The sequence below is a fragment of the Anabaena sp. UHCC 0253 genome (assembly GCF_009712085.1).
Classification (GTDB): Bacteria; Cyanobacteriota; Cyanobacteriia; order Cyanobacteriales; family Nostocaceae; genus Dolichospermum.
Map to the genome: position 1 here is coordinate 654,196 of NZ_VILD01000002.1, position 21,622 is coordinate 675,817.

18 protein-coding genes and 1 tRNA gene are annotated in these 21,622 nt (G+C 38.7%); 3 read left to right on the plus strand and 16 right to left on the minus strand.

What is annotated here, in order from left to right:
- The 3 genes from FJR38_RS28270 to FJR38_RS07155 form a co-directional block, all read right to left on the minus strand.
- The coding region (locus FJR38_RS28270) for a peptidase U32 family protein (RefSeq protein WP_254449376.1) at positions 1-810 on the minus strand (810 nt) is incomplete at its 3' end.
- 74 nt (positions 811-884) lie between these two features.
- Positions 885-1,649 carry an MAE_28990/MAE_18760 family HEPN-like nuclease gene (locus tag FJR38_RS07150; RefSeq protein ID WP_168536177.1) on the minus strand — a complete coding sequence of 255 codons (765 nt, stop codon included), beginning with the start codon at positions 1,647-1,649 and terminating at the stop codon, positions 885-887.
- Entirely contained in the window at positions 1,633-2,688 is a 1,056-nt protein-coding gene (locus tag FJR38_RS07155) for a ParA family protein (RefSeq protein ID WP_168536179.1), read from the minus strand. Before FJR38_RS07155 ends, FJR38_RS07150 begins: the two co-directional genes overlap by 17 nt.
- A gap of 168 nt (positions 2,689-2,856) precedes the next feature.
- On the opposite strand from FJR38_RS07155, the gene FJR38_RS07160 reads away from it, so the two are divergent.
- Entirely contained in the window at positions 2,857-3,342 is a 486-nt protein-coding gene (locus tag FJR38_RS07160) for a BsuBI/PstI family type II restriction endonuclease (protein WP_254449377.1), read from the plus strand.
- A gap of 252 nt (positions 3,343-3,594) precedes the next feature.
- Here FJR38_RS07160 and FJR38_RS07165 read toward each other — a convergent pair.
- The 4 genes from FJR38_RS07165 to gshA form a co-directional block, all read right to left on the minus strand.
- Positions 3,595-3,668 (minus strand) — tRNA-Met (locus FJR38_RS07165).
- Positions 3,669-3,814: 146 nt separating this feature from the next.
- A complete protein-coding gene (locus FJR38_RS07170) occupies positions 3,815-6,139 on the minus strand; it encodes a peptidoglycan DD-metalloendopeptidase family protein (protein WP_371418151.1) in 2,325 nt (774 codons plus the stop codon).
- A gap of 801 nt (positions 6,140-6,940) precedes the next feature.
- Positions 6,941-7,402 (minus strand): tRNA (cytidine(34)-2'-O)-methyltransferase, encoded by a 462-nt coding sequence (locus tag FJR38_RS07175; RefSeq protein ID WP_168492965.1) that lies wholly within the window; start codon positions 7,400-7,402, stop codon positions 6,941-6,943.
- 229 nt (positions 7,403-7,631) lie between these two features.
- Positions 7,632-8,792, minus strand: a complete 1,161-nt coding sequence (gshA, locus tag FJR38_RS07180; RefSeq protein WP_168492967.1) for a glutamate--cysteine ligase — start codon at positions 8,790-8,792, stop codon at positions 7,632-7,634.
- A 431-nt stretch (positions 8,793-9,223) separates the two neighbouring features.
- On the opposite strand from gshA, the gene FJR38_RS07185 reads away from it, so the two are divergent.
- Positions 9,224-10,390 (plus strand): hybrid sensor histidine kinase/response regulator, encoded by a 1,167-nt coding sequence (locus FJR38_RS07185; protein ID WP_168492969.1) that lies wholly within the window; start codon positions 9,224-9,226, stop codon positions 10,388-10,390.
- Here the strand turns inward: FJR38_RS07185 and FJR38_RS07190 are convergent.
- From FJR38_RS07190 to sixA, 8 genes are all read right to left on the minus strand, one after another.
- Positions 10,362-11,255 (minus strand): GNAT family N-acetyltransferase, encoded by an 894-nt coding sequence (locus FJR38_RS07190; protein ID WP_168536183.1) that lies wholly within the window; start codon positions 11,253-11,255, stop codon positions 10,362-10,364. The genes FJR38_RS07185 and FJR38_RS07190 overlap by 29 nt on opposite strands.
- A 411-nt stretch (positions 11,256-11,666) precedes the next feature.
- On the minus strand, positions 11,667-12,587 hold the full coding sequence (locus tag FJR38_RS07195; RefSeq protein WP_168492973.1) for an NAD(+) kinase: 921 nt from the start codon (positions 12,585-12,587) through the stop codon (positions 11,667-11,669).
- 6 nt (positions 12,588-12,593) lie between these two features.
- Complete coding sequence (gene nuoK / locus FJR38_RS07200) at positions 12,594-12,899, minus strand: NADH-quinone oxidoreductase subunit NuoK (protein WP_015080280.1); 306 nt, start codon at positions 12,897-12,899, stop codon at positions 12,594-12,596.
- Positions 12,900-12,995: 96 nt separating this feature from the next.
- A complete protein-coding gene (locus tag FJR38_RS07205; protein WP_168492975.1) occupies positions 12,996-13,607 on the minus strand; it encodes an NADH-quinone oxidoreductase subunit J in 612 nt (203 codons plus the stop codon).
- A 153-nt stretch (positions 13,608-13,760) separates the two neighbouring features.
- Positions 13,761-14,336 carry an NAD(P)H-quinone oxidoreductase subunit I gene (gene ndhI / locus FJR38_RS07210; RefSeq protein ID WP_168492977.1) on the minus strand — a complete coding sequence of 192 codons (576 nt, stop codon included), beginning with the start codon at positions 14,334-14,336 and terminating at the stop codon, positions 13,761-13,763.
- 84 nt (positions 14,337-14,420) lie between these two features.
- The gene (nuoH, locus tag FJR38_RS07215) at positions 14,421-15,539 is read right to left on the minus strand and encodes an NADH-quinone oxidoreductase subunit NuoH (protein ID WP_168492979.1); all 1,119 of its coding nucleotides are present in this window, start codon (positions 15,537-15,539) and stop codon (positions 14,421-14,423) included.
- A 479-nt stretch (positions 15,540-16,018) separates the two neighbouring features.
- On the minus strand, positions 16,019-17,155 hold the full coding sequence (locus tag FJR38_RS07220) for a citrate synthase (protein ID WP_168492981.1): 1,137 nt from the start codon (positions 17,153-17,155) through the stop codon (positions 16,019-16,021).
- A gap of 113 nt (positions 17,156-17,268) precedes the next feature.
- Positions 17,269-17,763: a phosphohistidine phosphatase SixA gene (gene sixA, locus FJR38_RS07225; RefSeq protein WP_168492983.1), complete on the minus strand. Its 495-nt coding sequence runs from the start codon at positions 17,761-17,763 to the stop codon at positions 17,269-17,271.
- Positions 17,764-18,625: 862 nt separating this feature from the next.
- Here sixA and FJR38_RS07230 point away from each other — a divergent pair.
- Positions 18,626-20,755 (plus strand): ATP-binding protein, encoded by a 2,130-nt coding sequence (locus tag FJR38_RS07230; protein WP_168536185.1) that lies wholly within the window; start codon positions 18,626-18,628, stop codon positions 20,753-20,755.
- 110 nt (positions 20,756-20,865) lie between these two features.
- Here the strand turns inward: FJR38_RS07230 and FJR38_RS07235 are convergent, their stop codons facing one another.
- The gene (locus FJR38_RS07235) at positions 20,866-21,405 is read right to left on the minus strand and encodes a Shedu immune nuclease family protein (RefSeq protein WP_254449378.1); all 540 of its coding nucleotides are present in this window, start codon (positions 21,403-21,405) and stop codon (positions 20,866-20,868) included.
- Positions 21,406-21,622 lie beyond the last annotated feature (217 nt).

Here is a 21,622-nt window from a genome sequence, read left to right on the forward strand (position 1 = left end):
GCGAGTCACATTAGCAACATATTCCGGTGCTTTCAAACGTCCTTCAATTTTTAAAGAAGTAACTCCAGATTTTACTAATTCTGGTAAAACTTCTAAACCAGCTAAATCTTGAGGACTTAATAAATATTTGCGTTTTCCTAAATTAACAACTTCTCCATCTGCAATTAAATCATAAGGCATTCTGCAAGCTTGAGCGCATTCTCCACGATTTGCAGAACGTCCTCCTAATGCTTCGCTGGTTAAACATTGTCCAGAATATGCAACGCACAAAGCACCGTGAACAAAAACTTCTAAAGGTAAGGAATTATTTTTTTGAGATATTTGTTGTTGAATTTTATTAATTTCTTTAATGGAACATTCCCGCGCTAAAACTACCAATTGACAACCCAAAGATTTGGCAAATTCTACCCCCGCAGCACTGGTAATAGTCATTTGGGTGGAAGCGTGAATAGGAAAGTCAGGGGAAAGATGACGAATCAGCCGACAAATACCCACGTCTTGAACGATGACAGCATCAACACCCGCAGAAATGATGGTTTTGAGGTATTGCTGTGCTTCCGTCAGTTCTTGGGGAAAAATGAGGGTATTCAGAGTGATATAACCTTTGACTCCCCGCAGGTGCAGAAATTCCATTAATTCGGGTAAATCTGCTGCTGTGAAATTCTCAGCCCGCATTCTCGCGTTAAACTTTTCTAAACCAAAATAAATCGCATCCGCACCATTTTCTACTGCTGCTTGAGCGCATTCCCAGTTACCCGCAGGTGCTAGGAGTTCAGGGATTTTGAGGGTAGGGATGGTGATGCTTGTCATTTTGGTTAAGCCAGGGTTATGTCAGTTTATAGATTGTATCTAAGTTGGGGGGTGGTTGTGGGGAAATAACGCAGCTATAAAATTTGATGAATACTCTCAACAACCTGCTCAATAAAGTTAACTGCATCATTAACCATTGATTCATCTATATTCCAGCGATTTCCTAAGCCATAAGTAGGATCTATATCTGCTTCATGAGCAATTTGATTTCTGCGTTTTACAATTTCCTGTAGGTCTTGTTTGATCTTTTTTTGAGCTTCTTGTGTAGTATTTCCTCTCATTTTATTAGTGACCTGCTCCCATAATTTTTCATTTGATATGTACCTAATTGCCTTAGCAATATTATCTGGTGTCTGAAAACTGTCTTCTCTAAACTTTTTTCTAATTTCATTTTCTAACCACGAATTGTTATTTAATCTATTTAAAATAGTGTTAGAAATAATAGGAATTAAACTGGAAATATTATGAGACTGCTCTAAAAAATCATCGCCATAACTCTGCTGTATTTCACTCTCTATCCAAGAAGTAATATCTATAGCAGATTTCCTATCTTCACTAGCACTACCCAGGGAGACTTCAAACCTTGCAAAAGCTGATTGAGTCGCATTACCCTTAAATGATGGTTCTGATCTTGTTCCTCGATGTATTTCCAAGATTCCCAAAGTTACAACTTCATGAATGTAGTAATCTAATGCACTTACAGTCAGAACTAAAGCCGCCCTAAGAATATCCGATAAATCCAAAGCAGCAGTCGCTTGAGCTTTAATAGAGTTATGCAGAGAAATTAAATCCCGAACACGCTGAATACTAATGCGAAATTGATCAAGGGCTGACTGCATAACTCGATGATAGTGAAATAATTTTATCTGCTAAATCGGAAAAAGTTGTTTTAAATTCTTCTTGCTTTTTTTCATTAATTTCTGCTACTATGCCTTGCTGATTTAATTGTTCCGGCGTAAGTGCATAAACTGGTATAGCGTGTTTTTGTGATAGAGCAATTAAACTGTTGGAGCTAGGAATTTTGGTTATGGTAAAACTACAATTTATACCCTGTTCAGTATAAACTTGATTAGGTAATAATAAATTATTTTTCTCCAGAATCGGTTTTAACTTATTCGTAACTGTATTCTCTACTTTTTCTATCCATGTTTGAAAGGCTTTTGTTTCTTTACCATTCATAATTCTATAGTTTTGAACTATAGTACCTAAAAATTTTAACTTAAATTCAGGAAATGGATAAGTAGCTTCCTTTAATATGGGGTTTGCGCTGGCCATTCTTGTCCAAGCACACCATTTTGGTAATATTCTAGATAGAGAATCAATCGCCATCACAGATAAGAAATCAGCAGTCGTAGGTACTAAGAAAAAGTCACTTGTCATCAGTAAGTTTTGATTGATAGATCCTAAACTTGGACTCATATCAATTAAAATGTAGTCGGCATTAAATTTATTAGCAGTCTTTTCCAAAAGATCAGAAATTGCACCCGGCAAATTTTTGAGTGTGTGAATTGAACCACTTATTTCTTGGGCGATACCTAATGTTACTTCATATTCACCAAAGCCCACATGACCAGGTAATAAAAATAGATTATCTTCGATCTCAATACAATCTACAGCTTCAATAGCTCTTGGTTGTGACTCAAAAGCAGGAGCCAAACCAGTCTTAATATTAGAATGTGTGTTGTAAATATTTTCTATTCTTGCTTCATCATCTTCAGTTTCTTCTTTCAGAGCCATACCTGTAAGATTACATTGGGGGTCTGTATCTACAAGGATAACTCTCTTCCCCTTGGAAGCAAGCATCCAACCTAAATTAAAAGTAGTAGTGGTTTTGCTAACACCACCTTTGTGATTAAATAAGGCAATCTTCTGAACCATTGTAATATAATGATAAAAGTGTTGGTTAGTAGCAATGTATTAATTATACTATTTTTTTATAAAGTTGCGCTGAAGAAATTTGTTAATGATTTTTTAGTTAAATCTCAAATAGATTATGTTTTGAACGCATTTTAGCAATTAATAGAAATATCTCCATATAAAATGATTATGAATAACCTAAAATCAATCACACTGTCACCAGGCAGACAAAATATTTTAATTAAGAAAATAATTAATGATTTTTGTCCCAATTTTTCACCTCATAGTAAGATAATTTATGTTGGTGATACAGATGAAAAATTTGCATATTTTGATGAATCAGCTTTGTTGGAATTAGGAATTAAAATTGATACTCATGAAAAAATGCCAGATATCATCATTCATTTTCTGGCTCAAAACTGGTTAGTTTTAATTGAAGCTGTGACATCACATAGACCAATTGATGCTAAACGCAAAACTGAACTTGAAAGTTTATTCAAAAATTCTAAAATACCTATCGTAATGGTGACAGCTTTCCTTAACCGCAAAGCAATGAAGGAGTATTTATCAGAAATTTCTTGGGAAACTGATGTATGGGTAGCAGAAGATGCAACTCATTTGATTCATTTCAATGGTGAAAATCTTTTACAACCTTATAGCGGTTATCGCCCTTGATGCAATACAATCGAGGGCGCAGACCCTGCGCCCCTACAGAGTTTGTGAATTAGCTGACTGTATCTCACAAAGAGTGCATACCGCTATATCAGTTATATATTTAGTTAGGTAGGAATCACACCAATATTTCTATCGCTGCTTTTGCTAAATTAAAACAACCCACGAAAAAGTATATATGCTAAAATTTTTCTCCAACATATTACCTAACTGGGTTGCGATTCTACTATTAATAACATGGTTTAATATTGAAAATGGCTCAGGTCAGATTTGAACTGACGACCCCAGGCTTATGAGTCCCGTACTCTAACCAACTGAGCTACTGAGCCACGTTGTTTTATCAACTTATATTAAGATAGCATACCAATTTGGATCTGACAACTATCAATTTCCAAATTTTTGCCTCAAAAATCAAAAGAGGGAGTTGACCTCCCTCAATTAACCAGAAAATCGCTTAATTCCAGACAACCAGGAATTACAGACGATTTGGTAGGAAAGCAATGGGGTTAACAGCACCCTTACCAGAAGCATGAACTTCAAAATGAGTATGGGGACCGGTGCTAAAACCAGTGCTACCCATAGCCGCAATTGTTTGACCTTGTTGCACTCGTTGACCAGCTTGCACCAAAATCCGGCTGTTGTGTGCATAGCGAGTCAGGCTACCATCATCATGGCGGATATCAACAAGGTTGCCATAGCCACCTTTGTTCCAACCAGCTTTTTCTACTACACCATCAGATGCAGCATAAATAGGTGTGCCGGTTGAGTTAGCAATATCAATCCCTCTGTGCATTCTTCCCCAGCGCCAACCATAACCAGAGGTAAGAGTTCCTTTAGCTGGCCAAATATAGCCTGTAGAAGAATTAGATGGGAAATTAGTATTATTCTCAGTTGTTTGAGGCAGGTATATATCTACTGCTGCTATAGGTGGTAATGCTGGAGAAACGGTAGTTCCGCGCATTTTTCCTAAAGTGTCAGAAGCATTGTTACGAGCCGGTGGAACTGTTAACTTAATACCAGATGAATTGCGGGAAGAATTCAAGCCAACCCCAGTCTTATTGGACAAGAATTCGGGGTTTATTGGCTCATTGCGGGGAGCAGATGCCGTCATTAGGGGTCGAACCGGCTGATTATTGCTGTAGTTTGGCAATATCGCTTGCGGAGCGGGAATCTGTAGTGTATTTGCTTGAGACACTACTAAATCACTAGATGTTTCAATAGCAACAGGTAGAGACTGATTATTGTTTTCAGTATCTGTAGGTACAGCTAAACCAGCTTGTTGAGCGCGGTACTTAGACCGTAATCTCTCAATTTCTGCTTGTAAGCTGCGGATACGTTCATTACCTTTGACTTTAGATACCTTTTGCACTGGTTTTTGGGACCGTTGCTTTGGGGATGAAGTTCTTGGTAATGGAGTATCACCACCTAATCCATAAGATTCACTCTTGAGAGGTAAGGCTGGTGGAATAACAATAGGGATAGAAGATTCTGCTGAATTATCCGTTACTCTTGGCAATGGCGCATTCGTGCGTTTAGTAACAGCAGGAAGATTAATCCGTTCTTGCGGTTCTGTCACTACAGGAACTGGGATAGTTAGACCACTGGTAATAGCTGGAGTCTGAGGACGTTCGGGTAGGGGAGTGGGAACTATAACATTGGTGCGGTTAGCAGCAAATGAGTTAGTGTTGAAACTTGGAGTATTTAAAGGAAAATTATCTACCCTGCTCAGGTTGTCCTGCATCTTCGCAACAGGAATAATTAGCTTTTGATTGATTTGCAGTTGATTAGGATCGCTAAGATTATTAGCTCTAACTAGATCTGAAACTGAAGTACCGTAATTGTTAGCGATCTCTGCTAATGTGTCTCCGGGCTTAACTTCATAGGTTGAGGTTGGTATTTGTGCGACAACTTTTGTTGAAGCTGACGCAGGCATTGGTATTTTCTGGACTGTCGCACTTGTTTCTTTGTTCTGTTTTAACCTAGAAATAAGTTCGGTTTGGGTGGCATCAGTAACATTATCTGAGTGTTCTGGTGTAGTTGTTCTAGCTACAGTGGTTGGCTGTGCTTCCTGAATACCAGTTTTTAATAAATCTTGCGTTTGCTCAGACCGTAACTCTGTCAAGCTATTTCTTAAACGCGTTGATTTTTCCTGTAAGCGATTGAGGGCAAATTCTTGTTGTGCTTTGAGTGTTGCATCAACATCATTGCTGGCTAATTCGCCCGCAGAAAAGTTCTGGGGTGTAATTGTACTGCCAGTAATACCTGCCACTGATTGATCTGTCTCAGGCTGTTGATTATCTGTTGTTAATGTGGATTGAACTGAGTTGTTACTCACGCCCTCTACTGATTGGGGTTGTGAGTGAACAGAATTGGTGTCAGATGTTTTGGCTGGGGAAATTGCGTTGGATACAGTGCCTTCTACAGGTACGCTGTTGGTTGCAATTTGCCATTTAGCTTCAAGCCCAGGTATTTGTGAAACTACTGTTGGTTCTAATATGACAGGATTTGCAAATACGCCTGCTGGTGAGACGATTTTGGACTCCAGCTTGGTGTCGGCAAATTTAATCTCAGTCTCAGAAACAGCAGGATTGGTTGAAGCTGCTTTTTGACTGCCAACAGGAGCGGCTGCTTGGGCTTGATCGCTTTGTCGAGTCACCAAAAGGCTGGTTGCTCCCATTGATATTGCCAAGCCAATCATGGCTGCCTGATGAGTCCGCGCCCGGCGGGTCACTTTGGTATTCATATCATAAGTTGTTTGTTCTACCGGGGCATCATCACTGCTGGGGGTATTGTTCAACACAGCCTTCTCTCTTTTTTTCAATGCTCGTTTCAAAGACGACCTCCTATGATCACTAGCGTTTAACTGACCTTGATTTTTTAGTTAGATATTAATTCATGATTGATATCACATCAAACCACAGATCAAGATCACATTCACCAGAGATACTTACGCAAGATTAACCTGCTTCTCTGATTTAAACAAGTTCATGCACCTTAATCAAACTTAAAGTTTTTGGTGATGTCTTGTCTAAGTCACTCCTCACAACCCAGGAATGTTCACTCGTGACAGTTATCTAAACTCCTAAAAGCTACTAAAGCACAGAACTAAACAAATATCATAACTTCGCTAGGTTCATTATTGCTGTTAGCATTTAAGGTTCTAGGATTTCTGAAACAGCGATCATCCCGTTGTAGACATTTTCAAGATTTTTTGACCTAATCCGTCTTACTCAATAGGAGACTTTAATTTGATTCTTCCCTAAAAAACAACCGTAGACAATACCTGCCATTTTTGCATTTTTTTGTTGTATTTGTTGATACATAATTCTGCGATTGTCTGACAGTAAAGGTTTTCGGCGATTTTTTCTGTGGGAAATCAGCAGATCAGAATTGATTAAAATCTATCCTTGGTAGTGAGATGACCCTTAAAATATCTATACAAATTTCTTATGTCATTCATGGGAGTTTTATCAGTATTTATCACTATACACCTCTTCTTTCTGTATGTTATACAACGTTTGTCTAACAATTTTGGGGATGTTAGCTCTTGTAACTATGTTTCCATCATACTGAATTAAGGATTTTTATTGGTGAATATGAATTATTGTAAATAACCTAACTGACGGCGACATTCAAATAAACCTATAGCTACGCTGACTGATAAGTTTAAACTCCGAACACCGGGTTCATGAATGGGGATATAGATGGTGGAGTCACAATTCAAGAGCAGAGATTCTGGTAAACCTGCTGTTTCACTGCCAAATAATAGCCAGTCATCCGCTTGAAATTCAAAGTTGATGTAGTTAAAGTTACCGCGGACAGTAAAACCTAAGCGTCTACCTGGGCGTTGCTGCTGTGCGATCTGAAATGCTTCTATTGATTCATGGTAATGGAGTTTAACGTAAGGCCAATAGTCTAACCCTGCTCTTTTAAGATAGCGATCGCTAATTTCAAATCCTAAAGGACCAACTAAATGCAATTCTGTACCTGTAGCGGCACAAGTGCGGGCAATATTGCCAGTATTAGGAGGAATTTGTGGATTTACTAAAACTACCTGGGGCATTTTTTTTAATCTAAGTCGTGTATTCAAGAAATTCTTGCCGTCTAAAAATCTACCAAAATATAGAGGCAATATATAGTTTTTTTTTATATGTAGGAAGTATTTCCTATTGATTAATTTTTTTTAATCAATCGCAGGTACTTTTATCAGAAAATTTAGGGAGATGAGGAGAATATTTATCTTTACTTTCACCTCTTGTCCCAGTCCCTAGTCCCCAATCCCCAGTTAGTGATCACCCAATGACAGATGAACATATTTTGTTTTCTAGTTCAGCTTCCCGTTCTTGGGTAGCAAGAATCGCTTGAGTAATCACTTGTTGAATATCAACGCCTACTTTATGTAGTTGTAACCATTGTTGAGCTTCATTTCCTTCTCGGAGGATTTTGTGCAAGGGGGATAGAAAACAACTAAAACCTTGTTGTTTAGCAATACTCCAAACTTCTTGATAAAGTTCTGCTATCCAATCTCTAGCAAGAATGCTGCTACCATCTTGCCATCGTTGCAATTTAGCATCAAGACTGTTAGTTGCAGCGGCCATTTCATTTTTCATGGTTAATGTGACCAGTTCTGCGGGTGAGAAGGGGCTTTGAGTCAAAGGATCGATAGTAGGATTGTCAATAATTTGGATTAATCGCGCTTCTAATAAAGCTGTCATTGCTAATAAAGCAATAGGATCTGTAACTAAATCACAAATTCGCAATTCTAGACGATTTAGATCATAAGGACGGCGATCGCCATTTGGTCGCACTGATACCCATAAATGCCGGACATTTTGCATTGTCCCAGCCGCTAATTGTTCGTTCACCCATTGAATATGATGAGCATGACTAGCAAATAAAGGTACATGATCAGGGGTTTGCGGGAATATTCCCCAGCGTGTGGAGTGATAACCAGTAGTTTTACTATCCAGGAAAGGAGATGAAGCACTCATAGCCAGAAATAAAGGCGCTTCCATTCTAATTACTCGACAAGCACGCATTAATACTTCCGGGTCACTAATACCAATATTGATATGCACACTGGCAGTAACTACTTTTGTGCCGTAAGTTTGTTCAATGTAGTCATGATAAGGATTGGTGGGGTCAGAACGCAAAAAGCGTTGGCTTTGCCCGCCGGAGGCATCGCTGCCTTGTAAAGACAATGTACTACCTGGTATTAAGGTGTAATTATCCAAGTTTTGCAGATAATTCCGCAATTCTTTTCTAGGACGTAGTAAAGCGCACAATAAATTTTCATAATCCATAGATGGCTGAGTAATATACTCTACATTACGGCTATCCGGCTCTCGCACAAATCCATCCAAATCCGTAGTAATTTTATCTGAAAGTCCCACAATGTCACCTTGAGGCGTGCCAGTGTACATTTCAATCTCAAAGCCCTTCAATAAGACCATGTTATTCTCCTTAGCTCTCCTAATATTAATAAATTGTATCTAATTAGACGATTTTTTGGGTAAATATAAATTTAATAGATATAAAATAATTATGGCAGCAATGAAAATCATCTCTGTAAAAATTCCATAAATATACAAAAGAATCCATTACACATATTGTTTTTTCCCACCCTGTTCTCTCTCTCCAGCAATTTGCTGTAATTTCGTCTAACTACTGAGAAGCGAAATATCTTTTTTGATTCCATCTTGCTGATTATCTCCAGCTTTTATTTATCAACGCTCCAAAATTAGTATTAACTCTTAATGAAGAAAAATATTTTTTAGAGGAAGTGACAACACATGAAATAATCAGAATTATGATCTTGCAAACATGAGATACAAAATCAAAATACCCATATAATTTATTAACAATTTGTGATAATTATTGACCCATGGAAAAAGTAAGTATTCATATTTTATTAGTAGAAGATAGTCCGACTGATGTCGTCATTCTAAATCGGATATTTTCCCGTGCAGAACCCAAAAAATGGCATATTACCCATGTTGAAGAACTAGAAGCAGCAATTGAAATTAGTACAAATAACTCCCCATTAGAAAATTATATAAACAATAAATTCGATGTTGTTTTGTTAGACCTCAGTCTTCCCGACTCTATAGGACTAGAAACACTCAAAGAATATCGTGCAGCAGTACCCGATATTCCTGTAGTAGTTTTAACAGGTTTAGATAATGAAAATTTAGCACTACAAGCCATGGCAGAAGGCGCACAAGATTATATCATCAAAGATGATATTACCATGCCAAGATTAGAGCGAGCAATTCGTTATGCGATCGAACGAGGAGAAATCCTGAATAAACTGCGAGAAAGTGAAGAAAGAACCCGGAAAGCTTTAGCTAGAGAGCAGGAATTAAATGAACTCAAATCTAACTTTGTGTCCATGGTATCTCACGAATTTCGCACTCCGATGACCATTATTCGCAGTTCTGTGGAAATACTTGAATATCACGGTTCTACTCTCAATGATGAACGCAGAATAAAATACTTTTTGAGAATACAAAATGCTATTGATAAAATGCTGCAATTATTAGAAGATATATTATTTATAAATAAAACTGAATCAGCAAAAATGAAATATCAACCAGAACCGCTGAATTTAGAAAAATTTTGTCAGGAAATTATAGAAATAAATCAACTAAGTACAAAAAATCAATATAAAGTTATTTTTAATTATCAAGGAGAATGTACCCAAGCAGAAATGGATGAAGATTTACTAAACTGCATTCTTGGTAATTTACTTTCTAATGCAATCAAGTATTCTCATATCCATAGCGAAATCCACTTTGATGTCATTTGCCAGGATCATACTGCCACTTTTCGGATTCAAGATCAAGGAATTGGTATTCCTCTAAAAGACCAAGGACATTTATTCCAAAATTTCTACCGTGCTAGTAATGTCCAAAATATTCAAGGAACAGGATTAGGACTAGCTATTGTGAAAAAATGTGTAGATATGCACGGAGGCAAAATTGACATGGAAAGCCAAATAGGAATAGGGACAAAAGTAATAGTTACCCTACCCTTACAATGCAATCGTTAGTGTAATTCATGTAATTCACATTCTTGACGCTTTCCCTTCCTTTATAGGACTTTTTTTTCTTTGTTTTTTCTTCTTCTTCCTCCTGACTCCTACTATAATGCCCTCTAGCAAAATCAGCAATATTAGAAATAACTAAAAAATCAATAGTTTGAAACTGTTTATCAATAGCCGGTAAACTGCAAACTTTTGCTCCAATATTAAGATATGCCTGGAAAATATTAGGAATTGATATATGAGACTTTTCTGGATAATTGTGAATTAGTTCTATCAAGTATTGTGAATGAGGAGATACTAAAATATGAGGATGTATAAAACTGTTTTTCTTTAAATAATTAAAAGTACAAGCCGCCTCCCAATGGGATTGTGTAAGTAATGATGCACAACCAAAAAAATATTGTTTCCTAGACCAAAGGAGATAATTAGCTAATCCTTTCCATAGTAATAATAGAGTATGACTATTGCGATATTTTTTAGCTACGCAAGCACGTCCTACCTCAACAGAAGATTGAAGAATCGCATCAGGAATACTGTGCAGATCAAATATATCAGCCGCCTCAAATCCTAGATATTGAGCAGCCATTGTATAAGTTTGCATTCTATAAGTACCAATTGTTTCACCTGTATTTTTAGCAATGAGTAACAAATGATGACAAACCTCATCAAATTTATCCTGATCCATCTGGGTAATATTAGAACCAGGTAATCCTAAACCTAGTTCTAAGTTAAACACCTCAAAACGTAATCTAAAAATAGATTCTAGTTCTTGGGCATTTACAGCTAGACGGAGGATATATTTATCAGTTTGTAACCCAGGGAAATCAGGAGGATGGAGTTGATCATTATTGTAGCGATAAGAAAGTTCCATCTGTTTTCCTAAATAGATTTGTGGAATATTCTACTAATACGGATATATATCCCCGATTTCTTCAAGAAATTGGGGATCTTGTGATTACATTTTTTTATTATGAGCGTAACTGCTCAAAAAATCTGGTGATAAGATACAAATTCATCTGATTTATACTTTCAATTGTCAGTAAGAATAGATATTAAAAAACCCCCAGATATTTTTGGGGGCAAAGATGAATTAAAAATTACGGGCGCACTGGGACAAAAACATAGAAAAGATAGGCGTTGCTGATATTAGGGATGAAAATAATTTTGCATACGTTCAAGACCTTTGTAGAGACGTTCCATGGAACGTCTCTACCTCCGAAAATCATACGCCAATATGGCTACGCCACGCAGGCTATCAGCAACGCCAAAAGATACATAAAAATCAGTTGCGGTGATTATTATTGTAGCGAACTCTTGTCCCAGCCCAAAGTAACTTCTCCCGCAGTGTTTGATAATAAGAATTATTTGCCCGCAATACAATAAACTTAGCTCGACAATCAGCCATCCGCACATCAACACGGTGTCCTGGCCAAATGGAAGTAGATAGTACACCATCCATCCATAATTTAGTGCTTAAATCGTAATCTCCCAATGGCCAAATACTGACCACAGAACCAGGGGGTAAAACCAGAGGACGACTAGAAAGACTCATGGGACAAATGGGAGTGATGGTAATTGTTTCCATACCATCATGGATAATTGGTCCATTGGCAGAAACTGTATAACCAGTAGAACCTGTGGGAGTAGAGATAATTAATCCATCTCCCACATATTGATCAACAATCTCACCATCAATTTCCATTTCCAGAATTGAGGTAATCATTCTGTCAGCAGAAGCAGGTTTAACACAAAACTCATTTAAACCCAAGTAACTTTCAGTCACGGGTTCTAAATTTGATCCAGTTCCCTCATATACCGCTGCTTGTAACATCATGCGCCGTTGGATAGCATAACGATCTTCCAACAGTCTGTCCCAAACTTTTTCTGGATCTTGAAACTCATCAACTGACTCAGTTAAAAACCCCAAATGTCCGCCTACATTTACTCCGAGAATGGGGATACCTGCTGGGGCTAAATGCCTGGCACCGGTTAAGACAGTACCATCACCACCCAGTACCAAAGCTAGATCAATTGGTTGATTAGCAGAGGCCAAAAAAACCGGATAAGGGTTATCTTTTGGCCCACTAGGTCCTACCAATACTTGGCACTGACGGTTTTCTAGTTGTTTAGCACAGAGTTCAGCCCAGCGTTTACTCTGGGGATCTCGCGCTTTATAAGCAATGATTACCTGCTTGAGTTGCACGCACTATTACCACTTCAAGAGATTGAACTGCTCCATGTCGACAGTATCACGGTTGCGATAAATAGTCAGAACGATCGCTAACCCTACTGCCGCTTCTGCAGCTGCCACGGTAATCACAAAAACTGTGAAAACTTGACCCTTAATTAAAGTTGAATCAAGGAAGTTAGAAAATGCCATTAAATTCAGATTAACGGCATTCAACAACAACTCAATGGACATGAGTACCCGCACTGCGTTGCGACTGGTAATTAAACCATAAATACCAATGCAAAACAAAGCTGCTGCTAGTAATAGAAAGTATTGGAGTTGCATGATTATCAGTGGTCAGTTGTCAGTTGTCAGTTGTCAGTTGTCAGTTGTCAGTTGTTCGTTGTCAGTTGTCAATTGTCAATTGTCAATTATCAATTGTCAATTGTCAGTGTTGCTACCAGTGGTTATCAGTTCTTTGGGGCGTTCTGGTAGGGTTAAAATTGTTTGTTGTAGGTCAGAAGTTGGTACTTGGTCGGGGATATATTCACGACGCGCCAGAATAATTGCCCCTACCATTGCAATGAGCAAGAGGACTGAAGCTAACTCAAAGGGTAGCAAAAAGTCGCTAAAGAAATGCTCACCAATCAAAATAATGGAATTTTGACTAACTACGGGATTGGTCGTATAAGCCCAAGGAGTAGCTAGTACCATTGTACTTAAGAGAGCAAATAGTCCAAAACTGACTACTGCTGTAAAGATTTTCCGTAATCCAGCATTTGGTAATGGTGAAAAATCCTGTCTTTTATTTACCAACATAATGGCAAATAGAATTAAGACGTTAATTGCACCAACATAAATTAGTATTTGTGCTGCTGCGACAAAATCACCATTTAGCAATAAGTATATTCCTGCCATGCTGATAAATACACCTCCCAGCAAAAAAGCGGAATAGACAATGTTGGAGAATAGCACCACACCTAGTGCAGCCCCAATCATCATCACACCGAGAATGCCAAGTGATACAGACTGTACTCCTTCTGCTAGATTCACTGTTTTCGATCCTTAGTTAGTTGTCAGTTGTCAGTTGTCAGTTGTCAGTTGTCCGTTGTCAGTTGTCCGTTGTCAGTTGTCAGTTGTCAGTTGTCCGTTGTCCGTTGTCCGTTGTCAGTTGTCCGTTGTCAATTGTCAATTATCAATTGTCAATTATTTTTCGACTAGGTCTTCTGGACGAGAACCTGCACGAGGGGCATCAGCGGGGACTCCGTGAGGGTCCATTACGCCTTTAGGTAGGTAAACAAGTTCCCGTAGTGGTTTCACCATGGGATCGTTTGTAACTTTATAGGGTAAACGTCCTAATGCTACGCTATCGTAGTTCAGTTCATGGCGATCGTAGGTAGCTAGTTCATACTCTTCTGTCATGGATAAACAGTTAGTGGGACAATATTCCACACAGTTACCACAGAAAATACAAACTCCAAAATCAATACTGTAGTGTTTGAGTTTTTTCTTTTTGGCTACTTTGTCCATTTCCCAATCAACGACAGGGAGGTTGATGGGACAAACACGAACACAGACTTCACAAGCAATACATTTGTCGAATTCGTAGTGAATGCGACCGCGAAATCTTTCACCAGGAATTAATTTTTCGTAGGGATATTGGACAGTGACGGGTCTTCGTCTCATGTGGTCGAAGGTGACGGCTAATCCTTGACCAATATAACGACCTGCTTGTACTGCTTCTTTGGCGTAATCACCAACTTGTTTGAGGAACTTGAGCATTGTTTTTGTCTCTTTCTTTGTCAGTTGTCAGTTGTCAGTTGTCAGTTGCCAATAATTATGACATTGACCACTGACTACTGCTGTTTACCCACCGAAGGCGAAGGGAAAGGCTAATTTGAAGGCGGCAGTTAAGAGGAGATTTACCAAACCTATCGGTAAAAGGAATTTCCATCCTAAGTCTAGCAATTGGTCAATCCGTACCCGTGGTACTGTCCAACGAATGAGGATAGCGAGAAATACTAGTAAGTAGGCTTTGATTACGGTCATGGTGATGCCTATTCCCGCTGTGACTACCTGGATTACAGGGTCGCTTTCACTGACACCGAACCAATCAGTGATGATATGAATGGGGATGGGAGAATGCCAACCACCAAGGTATAAAATTGCTACGAGTAAGGCAGAAAGTACGAGGTTAACGTAGGAACTGAGGTAAAAGAGGGCGAATTTCATACCTGAGTATTCGGTCTGATACCCGGCTACTAGTTCTTCTTCGGCTTCAGGTAAGTCAAAGGGGAGGCGTTCGCATTCTGCTAGGGCGGCTATCCAGAAAATCATGAAACCTAATGGTTGTCGCCAAATGTTCCAGCCGAAAATGCCAAAGTTAGATTGCTGATTTACGATGTCAACGGTGCTGAGACTGTTGGACATCATAGCGATCGCTAGTACACTCAAGGCTAGGGGAATTTCATAACTGATGGACTGCGCTGCTGCCCGTAATCCTCCCAATAAGGCATATTTATTATTGGAGGCGTAACCTGCCATTAATAAGCCTATGGGCTGAATACTGGATAATGCAATCCACAAGAATACGCCCATGCTGACGTTAGTAATGATGATATTTTGTCCAAATGGCACGATTAAATAGGACAAAAATACTGGTAAAACGACAATAATTGGACCGATGGTAAATAACCAAGGATCTGCTTTGGCAGGGACGATATCTTCTTTAAATACCAGTTTCAGTCCATCGGCTACAGGTACTAACAATCCAAATGGTCCTTGATATTCAGGACCAATCCGTTGCTGTACAGCCGCAGAAATTTTCCGTTCTAGCCATGTGGCAACTAGAACACCTACTGTTGCCCCAATTAGCATCAGGACCATTGGTAATGGCATCCATAGGACTTTAGCTGTCCCCGGTGGTACGCCTAAGTCCTTGACAGATTGAATAAAAGTTCCTTGGAGGTCAATTCCTGGATTCATGTTTGCTGCTCTTTAAGTCAACGGTCTGATGAACTCTGAAGTATGAAATTAGTTATTCCAGTTTTCATCCTTAAGTAATAATCTCTGCTGAGATGATGCCTGATTGTAGATTTATTGCCAATTCATGAGTTTAGTATATCCTTGGATGGTTTATGCTATGAGACTCCACAGGACAACTTCTACTTATGATTGGGATTGGGAATTAGTGATTGGTGAGTGAAGACTGGAAAAAGTTTACCCATTACTTGTTCCTCAGACAAGACAAAGCGAAGAAAGCGTAACCGTTTCCATGTTGGTAACGGTTGTCTGCTTTATCTAAATTGTCTGACTTTCCCTGACTGGCTGCTGTTGTAAATGTGCCAATTTTAGCGGTTTGAGATTTTTTTGGACTAGAAGCCTGAATGGAAAGAAGATATGACAGTTATTAATCTGTCCACTACAAGGCATGAATTCAAAATCCAAAATTTATGATCCGGAAATTAACGTTGGTCAATGGGAGTATAAGCGACTTCATGACGACCGTTGTAAATCTGGGTAGGACGGAAAATCCGGTTTTCTGCAAGTTGTTCTTTCCAGTGTGCTAACCAACCTGCTACACGCGCGATCGCAAATACTGGTGTAAACAAGTCTGTAGGAATTCCCATTTTCCTATACACTAAACCGGAGTAAAAGTCAACATTAGGATAAATCCCTTTGCTACCTAGTTTTTCCGAAACTACCTTTTCCATTTCTTGGGCAATTTCGTAGTATTCGTCATACCCAAACTTCTCAAACAACTGCTCTGCTAAGTTTTGTAAGATTGTCGCGCGGGGGTCTTTGACTTTGTAAACCCGATGCCCAAAGCCCATAATTTTGGCTTTGCGTTGCATCAAATCATCTACATAAGGACGAACATTTTCGACAGAACCGATTTCTTCTAACATCTGGATGACTTCTTCGTTCGCTCCTCCATGCAATGGACCACCTAAAGTACCCACAGCACTAGCAACTACCGCATAGGGATCAGTTAATGTCGAAGCTGTGACTCTAGCACTAAAGGTGGAAGCATTCATCGTATGCTCAACATGAAGTATTAAGCAGACATCAAAGATTTTGGCTGCTAAAGGATCAGGCTCTTTCTCGTTGAGCATATACAGGAAGTTAGCAGCATAGTCTAAATCATCCCTGGGTTTAACGGGGTCATTACCTTGCCGCATCAACTGGAACGCTGCTACCATCGTGGGAATAGTCGCTATTAAACGGACAGCGGCTGTCCGAATATAGACCGGATTATGTAAATCCCGACGAGAATAGAATAAACCTAAAGCCGCTGCCGAAGCTTGGAGAGCATCCATAGGATGACCACTTTCAGGAAAACATTTCATCATGTCCCGAATGCGGTATTTAATGCGTCTATGGAAAAGAACTTCATGCTCAAACGCTTTCAGTTCATCTTGATTTGGTAACTCACCCCAGATTAAGAGATATGCAGTTTCTAGGAATGTACTTTTTTCGGCTAATTCCTCAATCCTGATACCACGATATTCTAGAATTCCTTTCTGCCCGTCTACATGACTAATACTCGACTGGGCTGCGGGAATGCCTTCTAAACCAGGCTTGTATTCGCATACCGTCATGGCAACACCATTTACTTTGTAAAATATCTGCTCACGCTAACTTACCAGAGACTATTTTCACCATAAGAATTGCCGATATCACAACTATTCTATGCGTTCATATCGAACAACTATTACAGCAGGTACTTGGGTGGTGTCAACCAGAACATTTGACTACGACCCAAACAAGAACCATCATCTGGTAGTTTTATTCCAATCATACCTGCTTTTTTGAGGATGAGGCGGTCTTTTGCTTCTCTCCACAGGAGAATTTCTGCCCAATGGCTTAAATTAGGCTCATGGCCTACCAATGCTAGTTGGGTTTGATGAGGATAATTTCTGGGTTCTAGCCATTCTTGCAGCCAACGCTGAATATCACCCTCCGGGCTAAGATGCTCAGATACTTCCAACTGAGAACTAAGTCCAGTCGCAATCAGTATTTCTGCTGTTTGGTAAGCACGGACTAGAGGACTGGTGAGAATTAAATCAAAATGAAATCCTAGTTTTATTAATTTTTGGGCTACTTTCTCGGTTTTTTGTCGTCCTTCTGCGGTAAGTTGCCGTTCTTCATCTTTTATATCTGGTTGATGTTCTTCAGCAATGCCATGACGAATTAAATATAAGTCCATAGGTTTAATGTTGAGTTAGATATTTTTAGGCTGACAGCGGGAGTCAGGAATCGTAGGGAGGTATCCATGACGGGAGATTGAAGCATAAGCATTTGATGTAAGGGCGAAGCATTTGGTGTAAGGGCGAAGCATTCGGAAAATAAACTTGGGAAAAACCGATAATTTATCGTCCGAATGCTTCGCCCCTACTTGGGAAAAACCGATAAATTATCGCCCGAATAATGCTTCGCCCCTACTTGGAAAAAACCGAGTTAAAGGTGATTTCAAGTATATATACTCATTAAATAATTTTGGTAACAATCTTATATTTCCTTTATAATTAATAGTTAATCGGGCTAAATATTAGCCGTAAGAAGTGAGGCTTACGGCAGATATCACATTTTACAAGATTTCTTTGGATGAGAAATATTATAACTGGTATAGACACTTAACTGTGTTCTATCAATAGAATAATTTTGTCGCTATTTTTTGTGAATAATTCGATTCTATATCCATGGTTACATGAGTTATTATTTTCCAATCAAAAATAGTCTAGAAGACCTTAAAAAAATCTGGTTCAGTTAAGAATGATTGTAGATGTTGAATTTTGGATATAGCTGTAAATAGGTAGGCGTTAAAAATTGTCGTTATGGCAAGGCAAGAGGCAAAAGGCAAGAGTAAAGAGGTTTTTGGCGATTTTACTTTTCTTCACATACCTTTAAATTTTTCTGTTCACCTACTTAAATAGGTTTTACTGATAGCGTTGCAGAGGCCATATTAAGTTGTTCATGAAGGATTTTAAATACTATTTGATGACGACAAAAGCAATAAACATAAAAGCACCAGATAACATTAATTTTTTATTCATAAAAAAGTTATACCTATGTTAGAAGCATGGACTAATTTATTTACCTCTAGTCCGTTTATCCCTCACGGACACTGCTATTTATGGAAAACGGATTTAGTCTGGTTACATTTAGTATCTGATTTGGTGATTGCCCTAGCTTATTATTCTATTCCCGCGACACTTTTTTGCTTTGTTCGTAAACGGCGAGATTTGCCATTTCATTGGATGTTTCTTCTGTTTAGTGGATTTATCTTAGCTTGCGGCACTACTCACATTATGGAAATTTGGACACTTTGGTATCCAACTTATTGGCTGTCGGGGTTAATTAAAGCAGTAACCGCAATGCTGTCTCTAGTCACAGCCTTAGAACTTATACCATTAGTTCCTCAAGCTCTAGCACTGAAGAGTCCATCTCAATTAGAACAAGCCAACAGAGAACTGCAAACACAAATACTCGAACGATCAAAGGTAGAGGAAGAACTCAGAAAATACCAAAATCATCTTGAGGAGTTAGTTGCTTTTCGCACCCATGAAATTACTAGGAACAATGAGCAATTACAACAAGAAATTACTGAGCGTCAGCGCATTCTCTTAATTCTCAGAAAAAGTGAGGAACGATACCGTTATTTGGCTGAATCAATTCCCCAACTTGTATGGACTGCTGATGCAGAAGGGAATTGTGATTATTTCAATCAGAATTGGTATGAATACACTGGACTTTCCAAGGAGCAGTCTGTAGGTTATGGTTGGTTAGCAGCTTTACATCCAGATGATGTAGAAAGCGCAGGTCAAGTGTGGTCAAATGCTCTAAATAAGGGGTCTTTATATGAAAATGAATACCGCTTCAAACGGATTAATGATGGTTCTTATCGTTGGCAGTTAGGGCGAGGTTTTCCACTCAAGGACGAGCAAGGTCATGTAGTAAAATGGTTTGGTACTTGCACGGATATTGACGAACACAAACAAATTCTACAAGAACGAGCGCAACTACTGAAATTAGAACAAACTGCACGAGCTAAAGCTGAAACAGCTAATCGCATTAAAGATGAATTTCTGGCTGTACTTTCTCATGAGTTACGCACTCCACTTAATGCGATTCTGGGGTGGTCTCAGTTATTGCAAACCCATAGTTTTGATCGGGAAAAGACATCACAAGCACTAGCTACTATTGAGCGCAATGCTAAATTACAGGTTCAGCTAATTGAGGATTTGTTGGATACTTCGAGAATTTTACAGGGAAAATTGACGCTAAAGATTACGAATATCAATTTAGTATCTACGGTGTTGTCTGCATTAGAAACTATGCGGTTAGCATTAGAAACCAAGTCAATTCAGGTGAAAACAATCTTTGCATCGAATGTGGGCATAATCCTGGGTGATTCTACTCGCTTGCAGCAAGTCGTTTGGAATATCCTTTCTAATGCTGTCAAATTTACACCCAAGGGGGGAAAGATAGAGGTGCAATTAAGGCAAGCTGATGGTTATGTTCAAATTATCGTGACTGATACAGGTAAGGGCATTCACCCTGAGTTTTTACCTTATGCGTTTGATTACTTCCAACAGGCTGATAGCAGTTCTGTGAGAAAATTTGGAGGATTAGGACTAGGATTAGCAATTGTCCGTAATATCGTAGAGATACATGGCGGATTCGTTAAAGCAGAAAGTCCTGGTGAAGGGAAAGGGGCAACATTCACTGTCAGTTTACCGCTGCGTCAAGATCACAGCCCAAGTATGCCAGATGGAGAAAATCACGTATCATTGTTGACAACTAAATCTTTGCCTTTAGCTGGTGTGCAAGTTTTAATTGTTGAGGATGATACTGATTCGCGGGATTTTGTGGTTTTTGTCTTAGAGCAAGAGGGGGCTGAAGCGATCGCGGTATCTTCGGCTTTTGAAGCATTGCAAGTCTTAAAACAGACCAAGCCAGATGTTTTAGTCAGTGATATTAGTATGCCTGATATGGATGGCTATATGTTAATTCGTCAAGTGAGAACTTTGACTCCAGAAGCTAGTGGAAAAATTCCCGCGATCGCCTTAACGGCTTATGCTAGAGATTATGACCAGCAACAAGCAATAAAAGCAGGGTATCAAATACATTTATCTAAACCCTTGAACGCAGAAAAATTAGTTGCAACCGTTGTGCAACTTGTGGAAGGAGGAGGATAATGTCATCAGGACACGCAGTATGCAAGAAACGAGCTTGTTTGTAGACCTGAAAGGTAAGGGACACAAGTGATCAAAATCGTTGTGTTCTTTTGTCTTATTCAGCGACCAACCTATGATAGATCGCTCTCATTTGTAGAAATATTTTGTTCAGCCTCTGATTCGGTTTCATAAATCAGTGGATATAGTGAAAGTCTATCTCTCATATCTCTAGCTAATTGATCAAATGTTATGCAAATTACTTTGCGTGAGTCTACTAAAACTTTATTTAAACGCCAATTCAATCTTGCTTTATCAATAGGAGAGATAAAAGCATCTCTACCTATAACAAGAATGCCGTAAAATTCTATATTCTCACTTCCAAAAATAGAACGAGCTAAAGAAGTATTCTTAAAATCATCAATTTTCCAAAACCAATCAATAATTTGACTGAATCCATGTTCAAATCTAGGCGACCAATCTGATGTACTTCTTCCTTTTTCTATAAAAATACTATCTTCCGTAGCATCTTCAAATTCAATGAAACAGTAAGTATTATTTACAGAATCACCAACGGCCAAATCAGCACGAAAATCTCCAAAAAATGTAAATTCATGTTTGATTTGGTTGAATCTAATGATCTGAGGAACGTAAAAACCAATAAATGCAGACAAATGTAGTCTCTGTTTGAAAAAAGGAAGTATATCCTTACTTTCTTTTAATTCCTTATTATTGAGAAGTAAATTTTCAAATTCTTCAAGCTCAAATAAGCACTTTTAATGTCTAAATTGAATGAGTCTAGTCCTTTCATTTTCTATGCCTCTTTCAATGAGCCATAGAATTTTTCAAGTCGGTCATGATTAACTATATCAACAATAGTTACTTCCCTAT